23 protein-coding genes are annotated in these 24,757 nt (G+C 46.5%); 17 read left to right on the forward strand and 6 right to left on the reverse strand.

The features are described from left to right. Positions 1 to 356 precede the first annotated feature (356 nt). The 13 genes from HMPREF0240_RS22120 to HMPREF0240_RS22185 all read left to right on the forward strand — a co-directional run bounded on the left by HMPREF0240_RS22120 (position 357) and on the right by HMPREF0240_RS22185 (position 13,601). Positions 357 to 1,235 carry a YicC/YloC family endoribonuclease gene (locus HMPREF0240_RS22120; RefSeq protein WP_035314661.1) on the forward strand — a complete coding sequence of 293 codons (879 nt, stop codon included), beginning with the start codon at positions 357 to 359 and terminating at the stop codon, positions 1,233 to 1,235. A 12-nt stretch (positions 1,236 to 1,247) separates the two neighbouring features. Then, positions 1,248 to 1,886 carry a guanylate kinase gene (gmk, locus tag HMPREF0240_RS22125; RefSeq protein WP_009005625.1) on the forward strand — a complete coding sequence of 213 codons (639 nt, stop codon included), beginning with the start codon at positions 1,248 to 1,250 and terminating at the stop codon, positions 1,884 to 1,886. A gap of 3 nt (positions 1,887 to 1,889) precedes the next feature. Further along, on the forward strand, positions 1,890 to 2,135 hold the full coding sequence (rpoZ, locus tag HMPREF0240_RS22130; protein ID WP_009005626.1) for a DNA-directed RNA polymerase subunit omega: 246 nt from the start codon (positions 1,890 to 1,892) through the stop codon (positions 2,133 to 2,135). Positions 2,136 to 2,225: 90 nt separating this feature from the next. Further along, positions 2,226 to 3,548, forward strand: coding sequence for a 30S ribosomal protein S12 methylthiotransferase RimO (rimO, locus tag HMPREF0240_RS22135; RefSeq protein ID WP_009005627.1), 1,323 nt, complete (start codon positions 2,226 to 2,228; stop codon positions 3,546 to 3,548). Beyond that, entirely contained in the window at positions 3,548 to 4,090 is a 543-nt protein-coding gene (gene pgsA, locus HMPREF0240_RS22140; protein WP_009005628.1) for a CDP-diacylglycerol--glycerol-3-phosphate 3-phosphatidyltransferase, read from the forward strand. Before rimO ends, pgsA begins: the two co-directional genes overlap by 1 nt. Before the next feature lies 1 nt (position 4,091). After that, positions 4,092 to 4,610, forward strand: a complete 519-nt coding sequence (locus tag HMPREF0240_RS22145) for a CinA family protein (protein WP_009005629.1) — start codon at positions 4,092 to 4,094, stop codon at positions 4,608 to 4,610. Positions 4,611 to 5,138: 528 nt separating this feature from the next. After that, positions 5,139 to 6,821 carry a hypothetical protein gene (locus HMPREF0240_RS22155; RefSeq protein WP_083806451.1) on the forward strand — a complete coding sequence of 561 codons (1,683 nt, stop codon included), beginning with the start codon at positions 5,139 to 5,141 and terminating at the stop codon, positions 6,819 to 6,821. Between the two features lie 58 nt (positions 6,822 to 6,879). Then, entirely contained in the window at positions 6,880 to 8,997 is a 2,118-nt protein-coding gene (locus HMPREF0240_RS23660; RefSeq protein WP_009005632.1) for an HlyD family efflux transporter periplasmic adaptor subunit, read from the forward strand. A 15-nt stretch (positions 8,998 to 9,012) separates the two neighbouring features. Continuing rightward, positions 9,013 to 9,684: an ABC transporter ATP-binding protein gene (locus HMPREF0240_RS22165; protein ID WP_035314620.1), complete on the forward strand. Its 672-nt coding sequence runs from the start codon at positions 9,013 to 9,015 to the stop codon at positions 9,682 to 9,684. Next, entirely contained in the window at positions 9,681 to 10,862 is a 1,182-nt protein-coding gene (locus HMPREF0240_RS22170; RefSeq protein ID WP_035314622.1) for an ABC transporter permease, read from the forward strand. Before HMPREF0240_RS22165 ends, HMPREF0240_RS22170 begins: the two co-directional genes overlap by 4 nt. Before the next feature lie 299 nt (positions 10,863 to 11,161). After that, positions 11,162 to 11,854, forward strand: a complete 693-nt coding sequence (locus HMPREF0240_RS22175; RefSeq protein WP_009005633.1) for a nitrogen-fixing protein NifU — start codon at positions 11,162 to 11,164, stop codon at positions 11,852 to 11,854. A gap of 45 nt (positions 11,855 to 11,899) precedes the next feature. Continuing rightward, positions 11,900 to 12,910 (forward strand): GGGtGRT protein, encoded by a 1,011-nt coding sequence (locus tag HMPREF0240_RS22180; protein WP_009005634.1) that lies wholly within the window; start codon positions 11,900 to 11,902, stop codon positions 12,908 to 12,910. Positions 12,911 to 13,274: 364 nt separating this feature from the next. Then, a complete protein-coding gene (locus HMPREF0240_RS22185; RefSeq protein WP_009005635.1) occupies positions 13,275 to 13,601 on the forward strand; it encodes a cupin domain-containing protein in 327 nt (108 codons plus the stop codon). 257 nt (positions 13,602 to 13,858) lie between these two features. On the opposite strand, the gene HMPREF0240_RS22195 is transcribed toward HMPREF0240_RS22185, so the two are convergent. Further along, the gene (locus HMPREF0240_RS22195; RefSeq protein WP_035314627.1) at positions 13,859 to 14,920 is read right to left on the reverse strand and encodes a hypothetical protein; all 1,062 of its coding nucleotides are present in this window, start codon (positions 14,918 to 14,920) and stop codon (positions 13,859 to 13,861) included. 196 nt (positions 14,921 to 15,116) lie between these two features. Between HMPREF0240_RS22195 and HMPREF0240_RS22200 the strand changes: the two genes are divergently transcribed. Further along, on the forward strand, positions 15,117 to 16,448 hold the full coding sequence (locus HMPREF0240_RS22200) for an MATE family efflux transporter (RefSeq protein WP_009005637.1): 1,332 nt from the start codon (positions 15,117 to 15,119) through the stop codon (positions 16,446 to 16,448). Positions 16,449 to 16,537: 89 nt separating this feature from the next. On the opposite strand, the gene HMPREF0240_RS22205 is transcribed toward HMPREF0240_RS22200, so the two are convergent. Genes HMPREF0240_RS22205 through HMPREF0240_RS22225 form a run of 5 tightly spaced genes read right to left on the reverse strand, consistent with a single transcriptional unit; the run spans position 16,538 to position 19,855 of the window. Next, positions 16,538 to 17,077 carry a hypothetical protein gene (locus HMPREF0240_RS22205; protein WP_035314629.1) on the reverse strand — a complete coding sequence of 180 codons (540 nt, stop codon included), beginning with the start codon at positions 17,075 to 17,077 and terminating at the stop codon, positions 16,538 to 16,540. Between the two features lie 22 nt (positions 17,078 to 17,099). Continuing rightward, entirely contained in the window at positions 17,100 to 17,831 is a 732-nt protein-coding gene (locus HMPREF0240_RS22210) for an ABC transporter ATP-binding protein (RefSeq protein ID WP_035314631.1), read from the reverse strand. Continuing rightward, complete coding sequence (locus tag HMPREF0240_RS22215) at positions 17,818 to 18,213, reverse strand: GntR family transcriptional regulator (protein WP_009005640.1); 396 nt, start codon at positions 18,211 to 18,213, stop codon at positions 17,818 to 17,820. The genes HMPREF0240_RS22210 and HMPREF0240_RS22215 overlap by 14 nt, the downstream gene beginning before the upstream one ends. A 5-nt stretch (positions 18,214 to 18,218) precedes the next feature. Next, complete coding sequence (locus HMPREF0240_RS22220; RefSeq protein ID WP_009005641.1) at positions 18,219 to 19,001, reverse strand: hypothetical protein; 783 nt, start codon at positions 18,999 to 19,001, stop codon at positions 18,219 to 18,221. Then, positions 18,998 to 19,855 carry an ABC transporter ATP-binding protein gene (locus HMPREF0240_RS22225; protein WP_009005642.1) on the reverse strand — a complete coding sequence of 286 codons (858 nt, stop codon included), beginning with the start codon at positions 19,853 to 19,855 and terminating at the stop codon, positions 18,998 to 19,000. The genes HMPREF0240_RS22220 and HMPREF0240_RS22225 overlap by 4 nt, the downstream gene beginning before the upstream one ends. A 148-nt stretch (positions 19,856 to 20,003) precedes the next feature. Here HMPREF0240_RS22225 and HMPREF0240_RS22230 point away from each other — a divergent pair, with 148 nt between their 5' ends. From HMPREF0240_RS22230 to HMPREF0240_RS22240, 3 genes are all read left to right on the forward strand, one after another. Next, positions 20,004 to 20,939, forward strand: a complete 936-nt coding sequence (locus HMPREF0240_RS22230) for an L-lactate dehydrogenase (RefSeq protein WP_347462641.1) — start codon at positions 20,004 to 20,006, stop codon at positions 20,937 to 20,939. Between the two features lie 579 nt (positions 20,940 to 21,518). Further along, positions 21,519 to 22,157, forward strand: coding sequence for a flavodoxin family protein (locus HMPREF0240_RS22235; RefSeq protein ID WP_009005644.1), 639 nt, complete (start codon positions 21,519 to 21,521; stop codon positions 22,155 to 22,157). A 150-nt stretch (positions 22,158 to 22,307) separates the two neighbouring features. Next, positions 22,308 to 24,119 (forward strand): ABC-F family ATP-binding cassette domain-containing protein, encoded by a 1,812-nt coding sequence (locus HMPREF0240_RS22240; RefSeq protein WP_009005645.1) that lies wholly within the window; start codon positions 22,308 to 22,310, stop codon positions 24,117 to 24,119. The last annotated feature ends 638 nt before the right edge of the window (positions 24,120 to 24,757 follow it).

The raw sequence follows: 24,757 nt of genomic DNA on the forward strand, positions 1-24,757 counted from the left end.
ATATTCCACAATTAAATAATCTCTGCCCTAAATTAAGCTACTCATATTTTCTTAACTAAATGACATTGGCGTTTAATCATCAGATTAAACGGTGAATGCGTTCGGTTCTGACTGATTTTGCGGATTTCCTCTTACTGCCGCTTAGCGCAGCGGCTGTATTTCCAACAGGACAGGTGTTTTTCACAGTCCGTCCCGGCTCACGGTAAGCGCCCCCTCCATCCGCTCCCGAGTCTAAAGCTCGTTAACTATATCCCGATTTTTTGGATGGCAGAGGTTGACCGCAGAGGCCGAAGGGGGTTATAATGTTTCATAATGCGTATGAAACAAAATATACAGAACGAGAAGGAAGAACAAACATGATAAAGAGCATGACTGGTTTTGGCAGATGCGAGATTCAAAAAGAGTCCAGAAAGTTTACGGTAGAACTCAAAGGCGTTAACCACCGTTATCTGGATGTGAATATCAGAATGCCTAAAAAACTTAATTTTTTTGAAACATCTATACGGTCTCTGCTGAAAAAATATGCAAACAGAGGCAAGATTGATATTTTTATTACTTATGAAGATACGTCTGAAAATCAGGTTTCACTCAAATACAATTCCTCACTGGCCGGAGAATATTTAAAATATCTGAAGCAGATGGAGGAAGAATTCGGTCTGGAAAATGATATCCGTGTATCCTCATTGTCGCGTTATCCGGAAGTTATCACGATGGAAGAACAGTGTGAGGACGAGGAAGAACTCTGGAACGGGTTGAAAGAAGCTCTGGAAGGGGCGTTTTCCCAGTTCGTAGAAACCCGGACAAATGAAGGGGAGAACTTACGACGCGATATTCTGGAGAAGCTGGACGGTATGGAGAAGCTGGTAGCCTATATTGAAGAACGCTCACCGGAGATCATGGCAGAATACCGCACAAAGCTGGAGACAAAGGTCAGAGAGCTTCTGGCGGATACTCAGCTGGAAGAAAGCCGGATTGCGGCTGAAGTAATTCTGTTTGCCGATAAGATCTGTACAGATGAAGAAGTGGTACGCCTGAAAAGCCATATTGGACATATGAGGAATACTCTGGGAGAAAAGGAAGGAATCGGGCGCAAGCTGGATTTCATTGCCCAGGAGATGAATCGCGAGGCGAATACAATCCTGTCAAAGGCGAATGACCTGGAAGTTTCTAACTGTGCCATTGGGCTGAAGACGGAGATTGAAAAGGTCCGCGAACAGATACAGAATATTGAGTAAAGGATGTCAGTTATGAACAGAAAAGGAATTCTGATTGTAGTATCCGGTTTTTCAGGGGCCGGAAAAGGAACTTTAATGAAAGAGCTGCTGGCTCGCTACGAGGAGTACTACGCACTTTCCATCTCGGCAACGACACGCCTGCCGAGGACGGGAGAGGTCGACGGAAGAGAATATTTTTTCAAAACAAAAGAAGAATTTGAAAAAATGATTGCGAAAGAAGAGCTGATAGAGTATGCTAGGTATGTGGAAAATTATTATGGAACACCGCGTGCCTATGTCGAGAAACAGCTGAATACGGGCAGGGATGTGATCCTGGAGATTGAGATCCAGGGTGCGCTGAAAGTAAAAGAGGCATTTCCGGAAACGCTGCTTTTGTTTGTGACACCACCGACTGCGGGTGAACTGAAGAATCGGCTTGTGGGACGAGGAACCGAGACACTGGAGGTCATCGAATCCAGAATGAAGCGCGCAGTTGAGGAAGCAGAAGGCATGAACAGATATGATTATCTGATTGTCAATGATGAACTAGAGGCCTGTGTGGAAGAGATGCATGCAATCATCCAGGCGGAGCATCGGAGAAGTTTTCGTAATACAGAATTTATGAAAAAAATAAAAGAAGATTTAAACAGTAGTTTGAAAGGAGAATCATAAGATATGCTGCATCCATCTTACACAGATTTAATGAAGGTCGTTAACAAAGATATAGAGGAAGGCGAGACAAAGATCGTAAACAGCCGTTATTCTATCGTGCTTGCCACATCCAAAAGAGCAAGACAGCTGATTGACGGAGAACTGCCGCTTGTCAATGCAAGAGGCGAAGAGAAGCCGCTATCAACGGCGATTGAAGAACTGAATGAAGGAAAGCTGAAGATTATCGCTGAAAATGCAGAAGAAGAATAAGTAAGAAAAAGGCAGATGCACATTGGGGGTATCTGCCTTTTATGAATATATGCCGGCCGTAAAAAGTCAGGGCAGAACATGGGAGGTTTTATGAAAATACTATTTATTTCTCTGGGATGTGATAAGAACCTGGTGGATACGGAGGTCATGCTCGGCCTTCTTGCATCCAGAGGATATCAGATGACAGATGATGAGACGGCGGCAGACATTATAGTAATTAATACATGCTGCTTTATTCACGATGCGAAGGAGGAGAGTATCCAGAATATTCTGGAGATGGCCGAGTACAAAAAGGAAGGCTCGCTCAAGGCCCTTGTCGTAACGGGATGTCTTGCCGAGCGCTACCGTCAGGAAATACTTGATGAGATACCGGAGGTGGATGCAGTGCTTGGAACCACGTCCTACGATAAGATTCTGGAGGCCGTCGACGGGGCGCTCAAAGGACAGCATTCGGTTACGATATCTGATATTAACGGGATACCGGAGGTGGAGACTAATCGTCTTGTGACAACCGGCGGACATTTTGCCTATCTGAAGATCGCGGAAGGGTGCGATAAGCACTGTACTTACTGTATCATACCGAAGATCCGCGGCAATTTCAGAAGTGTACCAATGGAAAAACTGCTAAAAGAAGCGCAGTACCTGGCAGAGCAGGGCGTGAAGGAATTGATACTGGTGGCACAGGAGACAACACTGTACGGCAAGGATATTTACGGTGAAAAGTCTCTTCACCTGTTGTTAAAAGAGCTGTGCAGGGTGCAGGGAATACGATGGATAAGGGTTCTTTACTGTTATCCAGAGGAGATTACGGATGAACTGATACAGGTCATGAAGGAAGAAGAAAAGATATGCCATTATCTGGACCTGCCGATTCAGCACGCCAATGACGAGATCCTGAGACGGATGGGCAGGAGAACTTCCAAACAGGAACTGACTGATATAATCTGTAAACTGAGAAGCGAGATACCTGACATCTGTCTTCGGACGACTCTGATCACCGGTTTTCCAGGGGAGACAAAAGAGCAGCATGAGGAACTAATGGAATTCGTGGATGAGATGGAGTTTGACCGGTTGGGAGTCTTCACATATTCACCGGAGGAGGACACACCGGCGGCCCTCATGACGGACCAGATTGACGATGAGGTAAAAGAAGAGCGCCAGGCCGATCTGATGGAACTTCAGCAGGAGATTGCTTTCGACAATGCAGAGCGCATGGTCGGCAGGGAAGTGCTGGTAATGATAGAGGGCAAAGTGGCAGATGAAAATGCCTATGTGGGCAGAACCTACCGGGATGCCCCTAATGTGGATGGACTCATTTTTGTAAATACAGAAGAAGAGCTGATGTCCGGAGATTTTGCAAGGGTCAATGTATCCGGTGCAGTAGATTATGATTTAATAGGAGGACTTGTGTAATGAATTTACCAAATAAACTTACCATATTGAGGGTGATCATGGTTCCGTTTTTTGTTCTGTTTATGCTGACAGATATCGGAGGAGCCGCGAATAAATGGATCTCTCTTGTGCTTTTCGTAGTTGCCAGCCTGACAGACTTGCTGGACGGAAAGATTGCAAGAAAATATAATCTGGTTACCAATTTTGGAAAGTTCATGGATCCTCTGGCGGACAAGCTGCTTGTCTGCTCAGCCATGATCTGTCTAGTTGAGATGGGAGATCTGGAAGCATGGATTGTCATCGTAATCATCAGCCGGGAATTCATCATCAGCGGATTCCGTCTTGTTGCATCTGACAATGGCGTTGTAATTGCCGCCAGCTACTGGGGCAAGTTTAAGACCGTGTTCCAGATGGCTATGATTATTGTTCTGATCGCAGATCTCGGAGGATTTTTCGATATGATCGGTACGGTACTGGTGTGGATCGCTCTTGCGCTCACCATCATATCCCTGCTGGATTATGTGCTGAAGAATAAGCAGGTCCTGACACAGGGAGGGATGTAGCATGTATCCGGAATGGGTATTGAACGAAATGACAGAAGACGGCAGAAGCCTGGAAGAGTGTCTGGTGGAAAGGCTTGCCGCAAAAGATCTGACGATTACCACGGCGGAATCCTGCACGGGAGGCATGATAGCAGGTACGATTGTGAATGTGGCGGGAGCCTCGGATGTGCTGAATGAGGGATATGTTACTTATTCAAACGAGGCAAAAGAAAGACTGTTGGGAGTCAGACATGAGACGCTGGAGACTTACGGCGCTGTCAGCGAACAGACTGCCCGTGAGATGGCAGAAGGGGCTGCAGGGGCGGCTCATGCAGATGTGGCTCTTAGCTCTACAGGAATTGCAGGACCGGGTGGAGGAACAGAAGAAAAACCGGTGGGACTGGTTTATGTGGGCTGTTATGTCTGTGGAAAAACAAAGGTTTTGAAATGCCAGTTTTCGGGCAACCGGGCCGAGAATAGGGCACATACTGTAAAAGAAGCCCTTTCACTGGCGCTGGACCTGCTGCAGGATGAGGGATAACCGGAAGTATGGCATAAATATAAAATAAATATTTACAGGCCTCCGTTCTGTAATGCCGATGGATTTATCCGGCAGTTACAGAACAGCGGCCTGTTTTTAATAGGTCGGAAATCCCGATGGAACCTGTCCATTTAACTCCACACTGATACATGTTTCTGGGGAGCACCGCTGTACCCGTTTCAATATCTAATACTTTCTGCCCGTTTATACATAAGTTCCTTTCTATGATTTTCTCATAAAAGACCGGGGATAAATATCCCGGTATCTGGCATAGTCGGCCGATGTCATTCCTCATTCAAAGGCTTTTCCAGAATCAATCTTCTCATTACTTATTTCCATATACGCTACCTCCTTTTTCGGCAGGGTCTTTAACTAAAAGTATACTGCCAAATCTTTTTTATTTCCATTGTAACAGCTCACATAAATTTCACAGAACATCACCGATTATTTAAGGTTCAGCTAAAGTAACTTCTTTATACTACGAAAGAAGTCAACTATAAAAGAATTGCTGAAAGGACAGATTGCTGTATGAAAAAAAGATATGCAGGTTTTTTACTTGGGATAACAATAACCCTTGGATCGTCCCTGCTGAGCGGATGTGCGGACAAAGGGAATACATCGGATGCAGGAGAGACAATATACGGGCAGGTGAGTGAGATAAACGGGGAGACGATAACCATAGAGTTAGGAACGCAGAAAGAGATGGAGAGGCCTGATAATCAGGACGGAAAGGATGCATCTTCAGAGGAAAATCATTCCGATGAAACTGATGCAGACGCAGAGAACAAAGCTCCTGATCTGCCGGATGGCATGGAGGAAGGAGAGATACCTCCGAATGGAGGCCAGCCTTCTATGCTGGAGTTGACCGGTGAAGAGCAGGACATCAAAGTACAGGCAGATACGGTGATAAAACATCAGAGTATGGGCAGTGGAAATCCGGGTGGTATGGGGGAAGCGCCCGGCGGCGGAGCGCCAGAAGAATCACAGGAAGAAATAACTCTGGAAGATATTGAAGAAGGGAATACAATTGCGGTTACTCTGGACGAGGACGGCGATGTCAGCGAAATACTCGTAATGTCCTCTGGCGGTATGGGGCAGCCGGACGGCGTGGAGAGCTACAGTGCGGCAGAAGAATATACCGATGACACAGAGATAGATGGGGAGAGCATTACATCCACAGGGACAGATGAAAATGCAGCCCATATATACGAAGGCGCATCCGTTGTTTTGAAAAATATAACATTTACAAGAACATCGTCTGACAGTACAGGCGGGGATAATTCCAGTTTTTACGGTGTGGGAGCGGCAGTGCTGGATACAGACGGAGTGACGTATATAAGCGGAAGCACGATTGAAACAGACGCAGCCGGAGGCAGTTATACATCCAATGGAACTGGCTCTCCGGCAGTGTACAGTACGGCTGATATTGCAGTAAATAATGCGGCTCTTACAGCCAATGGTTCGGAAGCAGTCTGCATCGAAGGAATGAATTCGCTTCACCTGTACGACTGCAGCCTGACAGGAAATATGAGTGACAATGATCAAAATGACTGTACCTGGAACGTTATACTGTATCAGAGCATGTCCGGTGACTCCGAGGCAGGTAACAGCACTTTTGAGATGAAGAGCGGAACACTGACGGCTAAAAATGGTGGAATGTTCTATACAACAAATACGGAATCTACGATTACCCTTTCCGGAGTGGATATACAAAATGCAGATGACAGCGAGTTTTTCCTCAGATGCACAGGTAACAACAACCAGAGAGGCTGGGGGACGGCAGGAGAAAACGGTGCAGACTGTCTGTTTACTGCAGTCAGCCAGACCATGGAAGGCGATGTCATCTGGGACAGTATCAGCAAACTGGATTTTTATATTACGGAGGGAAGCACACTGACGGGTGCAGTACTGGATGATGAAACTTATGCAGGCGACGGCGGGGACGGATATTGTAATCTGTACATTGCAGAGGGAAGCACATGGACGGTGACGAAGGACAGTGTGCTGAGCGTTCTTTCCAGCACAGGTACGGTTCAGGACCCGGATGGGAAGTCTGTGACCATAAAAGGCAGTGACGGAACTGTATATGTTGAAGGAGACAGTAAAATCGTGGTAACAGTGGACACATATGACACAAAAGGGGATGTTTCTGGTGCATCAGCCGCAACAGATTGGTCCGCTTATGAAACCGAGAAGCCTTCGCATCTATAAATAGAGATAAGTGAAAGTAAAGTTGTAAGTATAAGCAGCGGACTGACAGGAGGAAAAGATGGAGAGTCAGAATAAAGAAAATAAACTGCCGTCCTGTATTGGCGGCATTAAGAAAACCGGAAGAGTTAAGAAATTCAGAAAGAAAAAAACATTCTGGGCAGGGATATTGTCTGTTGGATTAGTTACGGTTGTTGCTGCGGGGCTTTTGTTTCGCAGCCGGGCAACAGAGAACCGGGCTGCGGATATGACGGTACAGTCAGCCACAGCATCAACCGGGAGCATTAGTACAACGGTAGTGGGAACAGGGACATTGGCGGAGGGATCGGCCAATGACGTAATGGTGCCGGCAGGGATCAAAGTAAAAGAAGTGCTGGTAGAGAGCGGTGATACAGTGAAGGAAGGGCAGGAACTGGCTACTCTGGATGAGGCATCCATTGCCAGCCAGCTGCTGGAGGTGAATGAAAGTATCGAAAGTGTTGAAGAAGAGATCAGTAATCTGTCCGATAACGCACAAACTGCCGGTACGACAGAATATCTGGAATCAAAGGTGTTGAATGGACAGCTGGAGGAACTTAAAGAAATGCAGACTACATTGAATGCGCTTCTCGAATCAAAAGTAATTACAGCATCCTGTGCAGGGACAATCACCACTATCAATGTAACCGCCGATACCGAGATCACGAAAGCCTCGGGCAGCTCTTCCGGCGCTGCATCAGGAAGCAGCACATCCGTATCGACATCCGGAACATCTTCGGAAGGGACAGCAGCGGAAAGTAAAAATACGAATATGATCACAGCGGTTTCAGGAAGCCAGATGAGCATGGTGTCTCTTACGGCAGACATCACGAAAACAGAAACAGAGACAGCAGATTCGACGGAAACAGAGATCGCAGATTCGGCAGAAACAGACAGTCCTGCCATGTTCACTACAGCACAGGAGACCGAAAGGGATGCGGCGGATAACGGCACAGGGGGCAGCAAGATTAGTATTGAGTCCTGTAATGTGGCAGTATCAGCACCCGTAACCGGAGAAAAACCTCAGTCAGATATTCAAACCACGGATCAGTATACCGGAAACATATCATGGAATTGTTCCACAGAAACCTTTCTGGAGAAAACAGTATATACAGCAACCATCAAGCTGACAGCAAAAGAAGGATATACGTTTTCGGCAAATATACTGCCGGAAATCAACGGCGCAGACGTGACCAGCGAAGTGCTCACAGATGATGACGGAAACAGTGTTCTAAGGATAAAGGCAAAATTTGTAAAAACCGCTGCGGATAAAGATACAACAGAATCCGGGGAAAACAAGCCCTCAGACAATAACAATACTTCAGGGGGCGTATCCGGTTCAGACAACAGTCAGACAGCCGGTCTGGATGGAAGCGGTTCAGGTGACGCGGTCAATAGCGGGAACAGTACGATAAGCGGAGGAAGCAGCACATCCGGAAGCAGCAGTACTTCCGGAGCCGGCCAGAGTACGGCATCCGCGTCTGATACCACGGGAAATTCCGGCGGAAGCAGTTCTTCAGACAGTGTCTCGGCTTCTGAGTACAGCGTCTGTGAAGCAGCTGCATTTTCCATCTCCAGTCCGGACGAAGCGGTCGTCTCCATCAATGTGGATGAGCTTGATATTCTCTCTGTTGAAAAGGGACAGACGGCCGTTATAACTTTAGACGCACTGGAAAATCAGGAATTCGAGGGAACCATAACAAAGGTTTCTGCATCAGCTTCCAGCGGGAGCAGCAGTGCCAAATACCCGGTGGAAATAACGTTGGAGAAGACGGCAGATATGAAACTCGGCATGAGTGTTTCTGCAACGATTCAGATTGATGAGTCTGAGGATGCGGTCCTGATCCCTGTCAACGCTCTACAGGAGAAGGGAAACAGTACCTTTGTCTATACCGGGAAGGATGAAGACGGAAATCTGACGGATGAAGTAGAAGTGGAGACAGGGCTTTCCGACGGGAGCCAGGTGGAAATTGTTAACGGCCTCAGCAATGGGGATACTGTGTATTATCTGAAAGCAGAAAGCTCAGACAGCGGCTTTGATATGTCTCAGGACATGATGGGCGGCCGCGGCCAGGAAATGCCCAGCGGGGAGATGCCCTCAGGCGGCATGCCGGACAGCGGCGGACAGGGAGGTCCCGGCGGTTCGGGCTTTTCAAAATAGCGGAGGGACTAAAATATGATTGTTTTGAATGATGTGTCGAAAGTATACCATATCGGCGAGGCAGAAGTTTATGCACTGGACCATGCCAATATGCGGATCAGGGAAGGCGAATTTGTCAGCATCATCGGCCCTTCCGGGAGTGGAAAATCGACAATGATGAATATTATAGGCTGTCTCGATATGGCAGACAGCGGCCAGTATCTTCTGGACGGGCAGCCGATTGAGGAATATACAGAAACAGAGCTGGCAAAGATCAGAAACCGGAAGATCGGCTTTATATTCCAGAGTTTTAATCTGATTGGAAATATGACGGCTGCAGAGAATATCGAGCTGCCTCTGATCTATCAGAAAATTTCCAGGGAAGAAAGAAAAGAACAGGTAGCACAGGCCCTTGAAAAGGTTCGTCTGTCAGGACGCGGCAAACATAAGCCCAATGAATTATCCGGCGGACAGCAGCAGAGAGTAGCCATTGCAAGGGCGATTGCCTCCAGACCATCTCTTTTTCTTGCAGATGAACCGACCGGGAACCTGGATTCCGCTACCGGAAGAGAGATTATGGAGCTGTTTCACGAGCTGCACACGCAGGGCAATACAATTGTCCTGATCACACATGATAATTCCATTGCAAGACAGGCAAGCCGCAGCATCCATATACTGGACGGAAAAATCAGGGAGGTGGCACGATGATTGCGCAGTCGATGAAGATGGCATGGAAATCTATTTCCTCTAATAAAATGCGCTCCTTTCTGACCATGCTGGGGATTATCATCGGAGTGATATCTCTTGTGGTGCTCGTCTCTCTGGTCAGCGGGACAACAGAATCTGTGAACAGCCAGATTTCCAGTATGGGAAGTAATCTGCTGACAGTCTCGATCAAAGATGACAAAGGCAGCCCCATGAAGCTTGCGGATGTTACGGCTCTGGCAGAGGATGAAGAAATCGAGGAAGCGGCGCCGGTTGCGCAGAGCAGTGTAACGGCCTCCAGTACCTATTCGGAAGAGACTGCCAGCGTATACGGTACGACGGGGGCATATGCCGGCATTCAGGATTTAGAGCTGTACGCGGGACGATTTCTGAAGAATACGGATGTTGAAAATCATACCAATGTGGCGGTCATCAATGCAGGGCTAGCGACGGAAGTTATGGGGAGAATGAACGTAGTCGGCGAGACGGTCAGCCTTAACGGCGTGGCTTATGAGATTGTGGGTGTACTCGCTGCCAGGGACAGCGATTCCACCACAACCCAAAACTACGAGGCCTATATTCCGTATACGTCCTTAATCCGGTTAACGGAAGATGTTTCATCGAGCATAACCTCATTTTGCGTGTCCGCTTCCAGTGAAGATACGCTGGATCATGCGGAGACTGTTTTGACAGAGGCCATGATGGGGCGGTTTGGTCAGGATGAGGATGCATTTACAATTGTGAACCAGTCAACAGTCATGGAAGCCATGGAAAGCGTGAATAACACACTGGCGCTGCTGCTCGGAGGAATCGCGGCAATCTCGCTCCTTGTAGGCGGGATTGGCATTATGAATATCATGCTCGTTTCAGTAACGGAAAGAACACGTGAGATCGGAATTCGAAAGGCAATCGGTGCGAACAGGGGAACGATTATGCTGCAGTTTCTCATAGAAGCGCTCATGCTCAGCCTGCTCGGATGTGTAATAGGAATCCTGCTGTCGTGGACCATACTGCAGATAATTTCTGCAGCAGGGGGCAGTGATACGGCATATGCGCTGTCAGTTGGAGTGGTTTGGATTTCTATTGCATTTTCCCTGGGAATCGGGGTAGTATTTGGAATTTATCCGGCCAATAAAGCGGCAAAAAAACGGCCGATCGATGCCCTGAGATATACCGGGTAAGGCTCAAAGGGGTCAGACCCCAACGGCAAAGGGGTCTGACCCCTTTGAGGAGCCTCTCTGAAGAAGAGGCGATAACGATGATACAGAATATCTCATGGGAAGTATATCAGTATTTGATGAATGAGACTTGAGAATCAGAGCAAATGTTGTCTGAAAAATGTGTCCATCCACTGCTAAACTTGTATAATCTTACAATTGACGAAAGTCGAAATTTGTGCGAAAATATGACATATATGGCGTTAAATAAATATCAAGCGCCTATAGGATGAAAATCATACATATTTGAAAGGAGTTTTAACATGATTTATTCACATGAAGTAGAAATGATGTGTCCGGTAGCCCAGGGTACAAATCACGGACCAGCTCCAATTCCGGAAGAAGCAAAATGGGTACAGGCTAAAGAGATTAAAGATATTTCTGGTTTGACACACGGTATAGGCTGGTGTGCACCTCAGCAGGGGACATGTAAACTGACTTTGAATGTTAAAGACGGTATCATTCAGGAAGCTTTAGTTGAGACAATCGGATGTTCAGGAATGACACATTCAGCAGCGATGGCATCTGAGATCCTTCCAGGAAAGACTATTTTAGAAGCACTTAACACAGACCTTGTCTGTGATGCTATCAATACAGCTATGAGAGAACTCTTCTTACAGATCGTATACGGAAGAACACAGAGTGCATTCTCTGAAGACGGACTTCCGATCGGTGCTGGTCTGGAAGATTTAGGAAAAGGACTTCGTTCCCAGGTTGGTACAATGTACGGAACTCTTGCAAAAGGTCCTCGTTACCTGGAGATGGCTGAAGGCTATGTAACAGGAATTGCACTGGATGAAAACGATGAGATCATCGGTTACCAGTTCGTAAGCCTTGGAAAGTTAACAGACTTTATCAAAGCAGGCGATACACCGAACGATGCATGGGAAAAAGCAAAAGGTCAGTACGGACGTGTTGCTGACGCTGTGAAGATTATTGACCCACGTAAAGAATAGTCGGGATCATATAGGTAACGTAGAATAAATCAGGAGGACAATTAAATGGCTTTATTTGAATCATATGAAAGAAGAATTGATAAAATCAATGAAGTATTAAATAGCTATGGCATTGCTTCTATCGAAGAGGCAGAAAAGATTACAAAGGATGCCGGACTTGATGTTTACAATCAGGTGAAAGCAATCCAGCCAATCTGTTTTGAGAACGCTTGCTGGGCATACATCGTAGGTGCAGCGATCGCAATCAAAAAAGGATGTAAGACAGCAGCTGAAGCAGCAGCAGCAATCGGTGAAGGACTTCAGTCTTTCTGTATCCCGGGTTCTGTAGCTGACCAGCGTAAAGTAGGTCTTGGACATGGTAACTTAGGAAAGATGCTTCTGGAAGAAGATACAGACTGCTTCGCATTCCTGGCAGGCCACGAATCTTTTGCAGCAGCAGAAGGTGCTATCGGTATCGCTGAGAAAGCAAACAAAGTACGCCAGAAACCTCTGCGTGTTATCCTGAATGGTCTTGGAAAAGACGCTGCAAAGGTTATTTCCAGAATCAACGGATTCACATATGTTCAGACAGAATATGATTACTATACAGGAGAACTGAAAGAAGTTCAGAGAACTGCTTACTCAGAAGGTCTCCGTGCAAAGGTTAACTGCTATGGTGCAAACGATGTACGTGAAGGCGTTGCAATCATGCACAGCGAAGGCGTAGATGTGTCTATTACAGGTAACTCTACAAACCCGACACGTTTCCAGCACCCGGTTGCAGGTACATACAAAAAAGAATGTATCGAGCAGGGCAAGAAGTACTTCTCCGTAGCATCAGGCGGTGGTACAGGACGTACACTTCACCCGGACAACATGGCTGCAGGACCGGCTTCCTATGGTATGACAGATACTCTGGGACGTATGCACTCTGATGCTCAGTTTGCAGGATCCTCTTCCGTACCGGCTCACGTAGAGATGATGGGGCTGATCGGAGCAGGAAATAATCCGATGGTCGGAATGACGGTAGCTGTTGCGGTAAGCATCGAGGAAGCAGCGAAAGAAGACAAGTTCTAATAAACAGCGTATTAAATAGTTTTACAAAATAATCAGGAGTGGTCATGGCATGAAAATGCAGGCCGCTCCTTTGTTATTTCTATCGTACTCCTGAATTAATTCCTTTCTAAAGTAAGTAACATACGGTTCTTTTACGAAAGAACAGTTTGATTCGGAAATGAAAAATGGCAGCGGTATCGGGGATTGCTAATTTAAGCAGCTGCTTGTATTGATCGTCATAAGATTCGGCAAGAAAGAAATGAAGTAAATGCGGCAAAAACGGGGGATGATCTTTTGAGGAAAAGTCTGCATTGCGTCAAACCGGCTAAGGTGTTAAAATAATGCTGTCAAAGAGAAGGACAAACAGGATGAAGGAGGCATTTATATGAAGACAGAAAGAGTAGAGAACATGTGCGGAGGAGAAGGATACGTAATTATCAAACACATTCTAGGGGAAGCAGAACTTAATGGAAAATGCGGATTGTATGCGGAAGTAACACTGGAGCCTGGATGTACTCTCGGATATCATGAACATCATGGAGAGAGTGAGACATATTATATTCTTTCTGGTGAAGGGATGTATGATGATAATGGAAACAGCCGGGCGGTAAAGGCAGGGGACATTACATTCACGCAGGATAACTGCGGGCATGGGCTGGCGAATACGGGGATTCAAAATCTTGTGTTTATGGCGTTGATTATTAAGGGGTAGGATGCCGCAGCATACGTCCGGTTCCAGCGGCTGGGTGCATCAAAGGGGGAGGATACACTTTCAGATCCAACAGGGCGGAAGCTTTTTGTTTTCTGCTGGGCTGCCTGTCTATATTGACGGTATTATAAATCATACAGAAAGTTCGAATGCCCATTATATTACCATTGGGCAGTGGGTGGAAAACTGCGGGCAATAAAATGGACATTTCATATCAGCATATGACAATATAGAGCTTAGGATTTAGTATACATACCCGGTTAATTCATATGTCTGCGCACCAGACAGGAGATGACTCCTGCAAGACACAGGCCCAGCAGTACATTGTGGAGGGAGCCGAATACGTCCAGGGCTCCTTTTATTCCGTTCAGGACTGCCAGTGAACCTAAGGTGTCAGGTAAAAATGAGCACAGCAGGAACGAGAGGTAGGATGCTACATAGATGAAGATAAAGGAGAACAGGCCTCTGCCGGTATCTTCTTTGTATACCTTACGGCCTTCACGGATCCGCATCTTTGTCATGGACCAGAACAGGGCAACCAGTTCAAACAGAAGGAAAATGGCGGCCACAGCTGCGTAGGCGGCCAGGGCGTAGTTCTTTTCTGTCAGGATGTTCTGAGGATCTCCATACGGAGCGGCGCCGCGCCAGAAATTATAGGCGAGCATGCCGAAGGTTCCGGCAGTGATTAAAAGCGAAACGACCCTGACTACGGAACGGGCAACGCGATAGATCGCTTTTGTTCCATACTTGGCTGTCTTTTTGGCGGGGGAAAGCAGGCGGGATACATTCGGGCCTGCATTTTTTCTGCGCCGCCGGGGGGCGTCACTGTAATCATCGTCCATGTAATCGCTTCTGGAGCGTCTGTCGTAATCGTCATCTATATATTCACCGCGGGAACGTCGGTCATAATCATTCTCCATGTAATTATCCCGGGAACGTCGGCTGGAACGTGCTCTGTAATCATTGCTGGAGCGCCTGTCATAACCGGCGTCCATGTTATCATTCTCGTCCTCGTAATCATCGCTGCCAAAGTACTCTACATCAAAGTTTTCGGAATCATATTCCTCAGTAAATCCGCTGGCTCTGCTGTCATAGCGGTTGTCATAACGGTTTTTAGGGACGCGTCCTGTGTTCTGTGAGAAATGTTCCGGACTATTGCCGGGCATGCTTCGGAAATCCGGGGCATCCAGTACGACGGTTGCATCGGACAGTTTTTTCGTGGTTTGTTTGGTATCAAAGCTATATGTGAAGGGGACATCTTCTTCATATGTCACCTCAAAATCGTCATCAAAGAATGTACCATTCTTCTTTGCAGTGCTCATGCAACTCCTCCTCAAATGTCAGTATTACTGGTGGTCATTGTATAACTTTTTTAATGTATACTCAAGTGTTAACATCAAAAATTCATAAAGTTCTAAGAAATCTTTCATATTTTTTCCAAAAGTGGTAGAATGGAAAATGTTGCGGCGCCATCCCGGCTGTCCGTATACAGGATACGAAAGACAGGAGTGATACTTTATGATAACAGATATGACAGAAGGAAAACCATCTGGGGTTCTCTGGAAATTTACGATTCCGATGCTGGTCAGTGTTATGTTCCAGCAGCTGTATAATATAGTAGACAGTATCGTTGCGGGCAAGTTTGTAGGCGTGAAAGCGCTGGCCGCGGTCGGGGCGTCTTATCCGATTACAATGATCTTTATGGCAGTCGCTACTGGGCTTAATATCGGATGTTCAGTGGTTATCTCTCTGTATTTTGGGGCAAAAGAGTATAAACAGATGAAATGCGCGATCAGTACTTCTTTGCTGACGGTTCTGGGAATCAGTGCAGTGCTGACAGCGCTGGGGCTGGTTTTCAGCAGACCGCTGATGACTCTTCTTAAGACTCCGGAAGACATTTTCAGTGATTCGGCGCTTTATCTGAACATCTACATAGGTGGTTTGATATTCCTGTTTATGTATAATATTTGCACGGGAGTGTTCACCGCTCTGGGTGATTCACGGACACCACTGTACTTTCTGATTGCCTCCTCACTGGGCAACATCGTTCTGGATCTGGTCTTCGTTATTAACTTCCATATGGGCGTAAGCGGTGTGGCCTGGGCTACATTTCTGGCACAGGGACTGTCTTCTGTACTGGCATTTTTTACATTGCAAAAACGCCTGAAGGCGGTGGAAAGTAAAAAATACAAACTGTTCTCCGGATCCATGCTGAAGAAGATCATGGAGATCGCCATACCAAGCATCCTGCAGCAGAGCTTCATCTCTGTGGGAAATCTGTTTGTGCAGGGACTGATCAACAGTTACGGATCTGCGGTCGTAGCCGGGTACTCGGCAGGGATGAAGATCAATACTTTTGCGATCACCTCGTTTACAACGCTGGGAAATGGATTATCCAGTTTTACGGCCCAGAACATAGGGGCGCAGAAGACCGAGCGTGTAGCGAAGGGCTTCCGTTCCGGGGTGATCATGGTTCTGAGCGTGGCGGTACCCGTATTCCTGCTATTCTTTATCGGTGGAAGGCCTATCGTAGAACTGTTTATGAGTGAGGGTGGGGAACGGGCCGCGGATGTTGGTGTGGAATTCTTGAAAATCGTATCGCCGTTTTACATTATTATTTCCTTAAAGCTGATTGCGGATGGCATACTGAGAGGCGCGGGGGCGATGAAGGCCTTCATGATTGCCACTTTTTCAGACCTTATTCTGCGTGTAGTACTGGCTTTTGTGTTCTCGGGAATCTGGCAGTCTACCGGTATCTGGCTGTCCTGGCCGGTGGGGTGGCTGATTGGAACCGCACTGTCTCTGGGATTTTATTTTTCGGGAGTGTGGAAGAAGAGCAGGCTGATATAAAATGGAGGAGGCCGGCGGTGCATGGGGGTGCATCGCCGGCCTCCTCTATATCAATCAAAGGATTCGAAAAGGGCTTATGAAACGACTGTTCAGCAGCCGGTGCGTCTATCCTGCAGCCAGTCCATACCGAGCAGTGCCAGGATAATAAGAAAGCCGAGTACAAAACAGAGCAGAATCCCGGGAATCGGTTCAAGCCACAGGGCATTTGAAAGATAGTTAGATAAAATGATCTCATAATAAATAATCAGGAAAGCGATCATATAAATGACATAAGCTTTCAGCATGACTTTCCCTTTTGCTATATAGAGATCCCGTCTGGAAACGGGAAGGGCATCGTATTTTCTGAGAAGAAATGCTGAACGACCCCGTTCGCGGATCCAGAATAAACGGCGGTTCAAATAAAACATCTCCAGTACGATTCCAATCCAGAATGCAGAGTGTCCAAACGATACAGGGGAATCCGGGGCCAGAATCACGCCCTTCCCCAGTCCCATACCTGCAGTCATGGCATTGATCTGCAGCGATGTTTCGCTCTGGACCTGCATGAAAAAGAAGTACATGCAGGCTCCCATGATGAAATAGTGATAACCAATGCGGATGCGAGACTTTTCTTTTTGATAAAGATTCATTTCATAGTCCTCCTTCTTCGCGTCAGGATAATAAATCCCGGATGTGGAATCTTTCGAATGAGGAATCCGGCGCTTTTCTTTTTCGGGCCGCGCTCCTGTATTTGTCCTCCAGGACCTCACGAGTGTCGTTTTGTACCAGCTTTCCATTTTTCAGCACCAGAACATAATCAGCCAGTTTATCCAGATCCTCTGTAATGTGGGTGGAGAGAAGGATTCCAATATCTTTGTCCAGAATATCCTGAATCATGCCTAAAAAATCTCTGCGGAATACCGGATCAAAACCGGCCATGGGCTCATCCAGAAGTAAAAAACGCGGATGATGGGCCAGAGCAAAGCAGAACTGCATTTTCATCATTTCGCCTTTAGAAAGCTGATATAGAGGCTTTGACGGGGCAAGCTCCATCCTATCCAGACTGGAATAATAATCTTCCATTGACCAGTCTGCAAAATACGTGCCCAGCAGCTGTCCGTTTTCCAGTATGGAGCTTTCCATATAAAAGGAAAGGGTCTCAGACACATAACCGATAAGTTCCTTATATTTTTCCGGCTCGCTGCGCAGAGAAATGCCATCGATAGATGCATCTCCTGTAAAATTGCGGGCAGCCCCGGAAAGGCATTGGAAAAGCGTTGTCTTTCCAGAACCGTTCGGACCAATCAGCGCAGTAAGATATCCGCTTTCCAGCCGGAAGGAGATGTCTTCCAGAGCAAAGGTCCTGTATGTTTTCTTTATATTTGTACACTCAAATACTGTCATCTGAATCTTCACTTCCTTCCCAAAGAATCTGTATCATATCCTGAAACTGGGCGCAGTTCAAATCAAGACGCCGGCCTTCTTTGATGCATTCCACCATGGTGCTCTCAAGACGCCTTAACTGCTCTTCACGGAGCGCTTCTCTGTCAGGTTCTTTGACAAAGAAGCCTTTTCCCTGCTGGGAATAGATCAGACTTTCGGCCTCAAGGTCCTCATAGGCACGTTTCGTTGTGATGACGCTGATCCCCAGATCTCTGGCAAGAGAGCGGATGGAGGGGAGCAGATCGCCGGGCAGCAATTCTCCGTTTAATATGGAATTTTTTACGGCCTGCACGATCTGTTCATATATGGGCAGGCTGGAATCTTCTTTTATAAATATATTCAAAGGGCTCACTCCTTTTTATCGGGAAGAGGATAGTACATTTTCTCATACGAGAGCATATAGGCCAGTATGGGAGAACTGCACTTCGCAGCAATCAGGACGTTGACGGCAAGCAGTACCAGCCAGACAAGGAATATCCATAAGGTCCATGTTATTTCTGTAACAGTCAGTGTGTAGAACACAATGCATTCTACAATCAGCAGTGCAAACCAGTAGACTCCTGCAACGATTTCCTCACTTTTTTCAGTGACCATTTCAGGCACCGCCTCCAGCACCTCTTTTCTGTTTCCCGGATCCGTGCGCAGGTTCAGCGCCAGAATCAGGAAGAACCATAATCCAAGCTGGACGACGATTTCCATCCAGTTATCGGAGACGAAGAACTTTCCGGACATAAACAGCTGTACCAGAACTGCGAGAACCAGGCTCAGGCATACTTTCACGATCAGGTGCAGGCGGAGATAGTGCATTTTCTCTTTTTCGCCGGCGGCACAGACATAAAGCGGCCTGGCCAGCCGGATGGGCATCTTTCTCAGGACCAGCCATAAAAACAGGATCGTTGCGACGGCTGTGACAGATATGGCAGCCTCCTGAAGTGTCGGGGAGGTCTCCATGGCATCCAGTATTGCCGCGCTGTAATCCTGCCCGGAAGACTGCAGATCTCTTAAAAACTGAATCAGTGTAACCTGTACGCCCAGAATTGCAATCATTCCGTATACAACAAAGTATAGAATAAAGGTTAAAAAGTTTCTTTTTACATCCAGCCACAAATCATTGAAAATAATCCGGATCATTTGATAAAACCTCCTTTGCAAAGGTAATACATCAGGTCCTCCAGAGTTGGCCGTGCCGTCTCAAGTCCCAGTAGCTGGCCTTCCTGCGGGTATTCGATCAGCAGGGAGCTTTTGTAGGCTTCATGTAGGCGGCAGATCACATTGGGGCCGAAGAGATGCTCAATCTGTTCGCGGGTTCCATGTGCAATATAGAATCTTTCATTCAATTCCTCTCTGTCGAGCTGAAGGCAGAGGCTGCCGCTGTCCATCAGGGCGATATAATCGCCAATCTGGTCTAAATCGGATGTGAGATGTGTGGAAAACAGGATACTGCGCCTGCCACTCTCCACGATATCCTGCATATATCCCAGAAGCTCTCTGCGAAACAGTGGATCCAGGCCAGCTGCAGGTTCATCCATCAGGAACAGCTTCGCATCATGGGAGAGCGCAAAAGCCAGCTGGAACCTGGTTTTTTGTCCCTTCGAAAGCTTTCCGACCTTCTGGCGGGGAGATATCTCAAATCTGCTGCAGAACTTCAGAAACAGTGTGTGGTCATACCTGGAGTACAGGGAACCGAATAATTTCCCATTGGTTTCTATGGTGAGATTGTCTTCAAAGGGCGACTCATCCAGCACAAAGCCAATGTCATCCTTTGCTTCACGTTCCTGGGTATCCATGGAATGGCCGTTTATAAAAATATCTCCGCTGTCTTTCTGATAGAGCCGCAGGATGGTCTTGATCAGAGAAGTCTTCCCCGCGCCGTTCCTGCCGATCAATCCCATGATATACCCCGGTTCCAGTGAAAGATTGATGTCGTTAAGTTTTAAACTGCCTATTGATTTGTTCAGATTACGGATTTCCAGCAGATTCTCCATAACGTTCCTCCTGACTGTGAATTTCACTGTATATACACTGTATATGTTTATATATACAGTATACCCAATATATATATTTGTCAATAGGGGAATACAAAATATATGTGATGGGAAATAATAACAGAAAACAGAAAGGAAATGGAGAATGATGAATGTACAAAAATGTGGAATCATCGGGTGTGGCGGTGTCGGTGCCACAACCGCATATACACTGGTAGAAAGCGGGCTGTTTAATGAAATGGTCCTGATTGATATTGATAAACGCAAAGCGGAGGGCGAGGCGCTGGACATCGGACACGGCATCCCATTTACCGTTCCTTCCGATATCTATGCCGGCGATTATGAAGATCTGAAAGATGCATATCTGGTTGTAGTGACAGCCGGAGCCAATCAGATGCCTGGTGAGACGAGGCTGGATATCTCCGCTAAAAATGCGAAGGTTTTTCGTCAGATCATCCCTGAAATCGTAAAATACAATACGGAATGTATCCTGCTGATCGTGACTAACCCTGTGGATATACTTACAAGTCTTGCACTGAAACTTTCCGGCTTTCCAGCCAGCAGGGTAATTGGGAGTGGAACGGTACTGGATACTGCAAGGCTGAAATATCTTCTGGGCAAGAAATTCAACCTGGACTACAGGAACATCCATGCCTGGATGATCGGGGAGCACGGAGACAGCGAACTGGCAGTCTGGAGCAGTGCGACTGTTGCGGGGCTGCCTGTAGATGAGTACTGCCGTCAGCACGGCCGCACCCGGGCCAGTCTGCAGCTGAATGAGATATACGAAGAGGTTCGTGACAGTGCTTATGAAATTATAGACAGAAAAGGATCTACGTTCTATGCTGTCGCGATGGCGGTCAAGAGAATCGCCCAGGCGCTGGTGAGGGACGAACACTCAATTATGACGGTTTCCAGCCTGGCACAGGGGCATTATGGAATCCATCATATCTGCATCGGTTTGCCTACCGTAGTTGGGAGAAACGGAGCGGAAGATATCATAGAAATACCTCTGAATGCACAGGAAAAAGAGGCTTTGAGAGAATCTGCACAGGCGCTGCAGAAAATCACGGAGGAGCTTTAGGGGGGATGTAATAAGTACTCGGGAGGGGGACGCTAAAAAACCGGGAAGCCTGCCCCCAGCCGGAAGCATATATGCCATTTTAAAAATCCGCTCCGTTTGCGTAAGAGGCCCTAAAGGAACAAACATAGAAAATGGCGGGCCAGCGGCATGCAGCCCGAAATTCGATAATTTTGGGCCTTAGGCCGCTTCAGAATTTGCCGTGAAACGGCAAATTCTGCCCACCGTTTTCTATGTTTGTTCCTTAAGGGCCTCTAACGTAAACTCTAGGACTTTTAAAATGGCATATATGCTTCCGGCAGGGGGCAGGCTTCCCGGTTTTTTAGCTGGTACATCCGGCCGGTAGTTAGATTCGTCCGCTGGGGGTGGCTGCGAACCGGGGGAGCGTATGAATTCGTTTGGTGGAAGGTGAAAGGCTCGGTAAGTAATTGGCGAATAGTATCATAGCTATAGCTTGTAAACATGGAAAGAAGATACTTATAGTAGTTTTAGATTATCCCATGTATTCTTTGGGGGCTTTATTGTATCGTGGGGCGGATAATTGTATAATGATAGAATAACGTTGTTAAGGAGGTCGATAGTATGAAGGTATTGATGTTGAATGGGAGTTCGAATCTGAAAGGATGCACTTATACGGCTTTGGAAGAGGTTGGAAAAGTGCTGCTGGAAGAGGGGGTGGACTATGAGATTTTTCAGATTGGGCCGAAACCGGTCAGGGATTGTATTGGCTGCAGAAAATGCCGGGATGGAAGATGTGTTTTTACGGATGATGCGGTGAATGAATTTGTGGAGAAGGCCTACGAGGCAGACGGCTTTGTGTTTGGGTCTCCGGTTTATTTTGCACATCCCAGCGGTAGAATTCTTTCATTTCTGGACAGGGCATTTTACTGTAATAGTTCGGATGAACGGTACAGGGCGTTTAAGTATAAACCGGGAGCTGTGGTAGTATCAGCGCGCAGGGGCGGCACAACGGCATCATTGGATGCAATCCAGAAGTATTTTGGGATTGCACAGATGCCGACGGTAGGGTCTACATATTGGAACATGGTGCACGGGCAGAATCCGGATGACGTCAGAAAAGATGAAGAGGGACTGCAGACCATGCGTAATATAGGACGAAATATGGCATGGATGCTGAAATGTTTTGAGGCGGGAAAGCAGAACGGGATTATGCTTCCTAATTCTGAACTTTCTTATGCTACGAATTTTATCAGGCAGTAATAATTTGAAAGCACGGTGAAGGCCGTGCTTTTTAATGCATAAAGAGATCATTTAATAAATTGGGGGAACCGGACTGCATATATAAAAGTTTATTGACGTATTTTGGAAAATCCCTTATGATTATTAGGTCGAAAGGGGATGCAAAGTCGGATGAATGTTTTGAATATAGAGCATATTAGTAAGATTTATGGAGATAAGGTGATTTTTGATGATGTATCTTATGGGATACATGATGGAGATAAAATAGGAATTATCGGGATCAACGGTACAGGGAAGTCTACCCTGTTAAAGATCATTGCAGGAATTGAGGAGCCGGATGACGGGCAGATTGTGAAGCAAAATGGGTTAAAGATGAATTATCTGCCTCAGGATCAGGAGTTCCCGAAAGGCGCAACTGTACTGTCCTACGTGAGCAACGGTAAAAAACAGGAGGAGTGGGACTCGGACAATGAGGCAAAAAGTATTCTGAACAGTCTGGGGATTATAGAGCATGATGCAGTTATAGATCCTCTTTCTGGCGGTCAGAAGAAGAGAGTTGCGCTGGCACGTGCGCTTGTTTCCGATGCGGATATATTGCTTTTGGACGAGCCTACAAACCATTTGGATGAGGAGACCGTGAACTGGCTGGAGGATTACCTGAAACGCTATAGAGGCGTTGTGATTATGGTAACCCATGACAGATATTTTCTGGATAAAGTAACGAATAAGATACTGGAGATCAGCCGGGGGAATCTGTACGGATACGATGCAAACTACTCGGGATTTCTGGAGATGAAGGCTCTGCGGGAAGAGATGGAACTGGCGAGTGAGAGAAAACGTCAGAGCATACTGCGTGTGGAGCTGGAGTGGGCAAAACGGGGCTGCCGGGCGAGAAGCACGAAGCAGAGAGCGCGCCTGGAACGCCTGGAGGCACTGAAAAACGGGCTGGTTCCGGCTCAGGATCAGGCAGTGGAGCTGGATTCCGTGGAAACCAGGATGGGTAAAAAGACGATAGAGCTCCACCATATCAGCAAGGGCTTTGGGGACAGGAAGCTCATGGAAGACTTTGATTATATTTTCCTTAAAAATCAGAGAGTTGGGATCATTGGAAACAACGGCTGCGGCAAATCCACCTTAATCAAGATGATTGCGGGACTGATTGAACCGGATACTGGAAGCATTGAAATCGGGGAAACGGTTAAAATCGGATATTTTGCCCAGGAAGAGCAGGATATGGATGACAGCCTGCGGGTAATTGATTTTGTGAAAGATATAGCAGAATATATTCCGACAAAAGATGGCAGAATCAGTGCGTCACAGATGCTGGAGCGTTTTTTATTTACTCCGGATATGCAGTATGCGCCCATCGGGAAGCTGTCCGGCGGAGAGAAACGGAGGCTGTATCTGCTGAAAATCCTGTGTTCCGGTATTAATGCACTCTGCCTGGATGAACCGGGGAACTCACTGGATATCCCTACACTGACGATTCTGGAAGATTATCTGAATTCCTTTCCCGGTATTGTGATCACGGTATCTCATGACCGCTATTTTCTGGACAATGTGGCAGACCGAATCTTCGCATTTGAAAATGGACAATTAGTACAGTATGAGGGCGGCTATACGGACTACCTGGAAGCAAAGCAAAGCAGGGAGATGTCCGGAACAGCCGGGAGTGCCTCCGGGAAGGCGGCTGAGGATAAGAATCAGGCATATAAAGAGTGGAAGCAGAACCGTCCTGCAAAATTAAAGTTCTCTTATAAAGAACAGAAAGAATACGATACCATCGATGGGGACATCGCGGCTCTGGAAGAGAAAATAGAGACGCTGGACGATGATATTATGAAAAATGCCACTAATTCCGGAAAGCTAAATGAGTTAATGACTCAAAAGAGCCAGGCCGAAGCTGATCTGGAGGAAAAGATGGAACGGTGGGTATACTTAAATGACCTGGCAGAAAAAATAGAGTCACAGAAAAATTCCTAATCAAATTGGCACCCCGCAATTCATATCTTGTGGGCAGGACTGCAGCAAAGCTGCAGAATAAGGTATACCCAAAGGGCACCCCGTAACACATGCCCTTCGAGCGGGTCTGCAGCAAAGCTGCAGAATAAGGTATAAACATAAATAGTATTGTATAAAATCAGAGCAGTGGCGGACTGCTTTGATTTTTTTTATAACATCGATAATTGTTTGTTAAACATATAACATTATTGTTATATAATATACAACATAGAGCAATAATTATAAAATTCAGAAAAATAGTCGATATTGGAATATATTGTGTTATAATACTCATAGATATTGGAACAGGCAACCGGAATGTTTATATTCAAAGTAGGTAATTGCGAAACAAGTTCGCAATCTTGATTCAAAACAAGGTAGAAATCGTGCTTTACACGATTTCAGAGATAGAGGGTGATGTTCAAAGATTTTTGACGCACTTTAATAAGCTTAACAGCTTTTGAAGTTGGTAAGTCCTAAGCAATTAGCGGTTTTAAACTGCGAATATATTCGTGATGTTTGATTTTATCAGCAAGTACAACTGTTATGAGCTGGGTGATACCGGCAAGGATTAAGTCAGCATGCAGAGTTTTTTTCGTTTGTGTACGTCTTCCTGCAAG

Origin of the sequence: Clostridium sp. D5 (genome assembly GCF_000190355.1) — a bacterium.
Lineage (GTDB): Bacteria > Bacillota > Clostridia > Lachnospirales > Lachnospiraceae > Faecalicatena > Faecalicatena fissicatena_A.

What these genes read in the sequence shown, in the direction of transcription:
- HMPREF0240_RS22120 (WP_035314661.1), top strand. Translation starts at nt 357, where the DNA reads ATGATAAAGAGCATGACTGGTTTTGGCAGATGCGAGATTCAAAAAGAG.
- gmk (WP_009005625.1), top strand. Translation starts at nt 1,248, where the DNA reads ATGAACAGAAAAGGAATTCTGATTGTAGTATCCGGTTTTTCAGGGGCC.
- rpoZ (WP_009005626.1), top strand. Translation starts at nt 1,890, where the DNA reads ATGCTGCATCCATCTTACACAGATTTAATGAAGGTCGTTAACAAAGAT.
- rimO (WP_009005627.1), top strand. Translation starts at nt 2,226, where the DNA reads ATGAAAATACTATTTATTTCTCTGGGATGTGATAAGAACCTGGTGGAT.
- pgsA (WP_009005628.1), top strand. Translation starts at nt 3,548, where the DNA reads ATGAATTTACCAAATAAACTTACCATATTGAGGGTGATCATGGTTCCG.
- HMPREF0240_RS22145 (WP_009005629.1), top strand. Translation starts at nt 4,092, where the DNA reads ATGTATCCGGAATGGGTATTGAACGAAATGACAGAAGACGGCAGAAGC.
- HMPREF0240_RS22155 (WP_083806451.1), top strand. Translation starts at nt 5,139, where the DNA reads ATGAAAAAAAGATATGCAGGTTTTTTACTTGGGATAACAATAACCCTT.
- HMPREF0240_RS23660 (WP_009005632.1), top strand. Translation starts at nt 6,880, where the DNA reads ATGGAGAGTCAGAATAAAGAAAATAAACTGCCGTCCTGTATTGGCGGC.
- HMPREF0240_RS22165 (WP_035314620.1), top strand. Translation starts at nt 9,013, where the DNA reads ATGATTGTTTTGAATGATGTGTCGAAAGTATACCATATCGGCGAGGCA.
- HMPREF0240_RS22170 (WP_035314622.1), top strand. Translation starts at nt 9,681, where the DNA reads ATGATTGCGCAGTCGATGAAGATGGCATGGAAATCTATTTCCTCTAAT.
- HMPREF0240_RS22175 (WP_009005633.1), top strand. Translation starts at nt 11,162, where the DNA reads ATGATTTATTCACATGAAGTAGAAATGATGTGTCCGGTAGCCCAGGGT.
- HMPREF0240_RS22180 (WP_009005634.1), top strand. Translation starts at nt 11,900, where the DNA reads ATGGCTTTATTTGAATCATATGAAAGAAGAATTGATAAAATCAATGAA.
- HMPREF0240_RS22185 (WP_009005635.1), top strand. Translation starts at nt 13,275, where the DNA reads ATGAAGACAGAAAGAGTAGAGAACATGTGCGGAGGAGAAGGATACGTA.
- HMPREF0240_RS22195 (WP_035314627.1), bottom strand. Translation starts at nt 14,920, where the DNA reads ATGAGCACTGCAAAGAAGAATGGTACATTCTTTGATGACGATTTTGAG.
- HMPREF0240_RS22200 (WP_009005637.1), top strand. Translation starts at nt 15,117, where the DNA reads ATGATAACAGATATGACAGAAGGAAAACCATCTGGGGTTCTCTGGAAA.
- HMPREF0240_RS22205 (WP_035314629.1), bottom strand. Translation starts at nt 17,077, where the DNA reads ATGAATCTTTATCAAAAAGAAAAGTCTCGCATCCGCATTGGTTATCAC.
- HMPREF0240_RS22210 (WP_035314631.1), bottom strand. Translation starts at nt 17,831, where the DNA reads ATGACAGTATTTGAGTGTACAAATATAAAGAAAACATACAGGACCTTT.
- HMPREF0240_RS22220 (WP_009005641.1), bottom strand. Translation starts at nt 19,001, where the DNA reads ATGATCCGGATTATTTTCAATGATTTGTGGCTGGATGTAAAAAGAAAC.
- HMPREF0240_RS22225 (WP_009005642.1), bottom strand. Translation starts at nt 19,855, where the DNA reads ATGGAGAATCTGCTGGAAATCCGTAATCTGAACAAATCAATAGGCAGT.
- HMPREF0240_RS22230 (WP_347462641.1), top strand. Translation starts at nt 20,004, where the DNA reads ATGAATGTACAAAAATGTGGAATCATCGGGTGTGGCGGTGTCGGTGCC.
- HMPREF0240_RS22235 (WP_009005644.1), top strand. Translation starts at nt 21,519, where the DNA reads ATGAAGGTATTGATGTTGAATGGGAGTTCGAATCTGAAAGGATGCACT.
- HMPREF0240_RS22240 (WP_009005645.1), top strand. Translation starts at nt 22,308, where the DNA reads ATGAATGTTTTGAATATAGAGCATATTAGTAAGATTTATGGAGATAAG.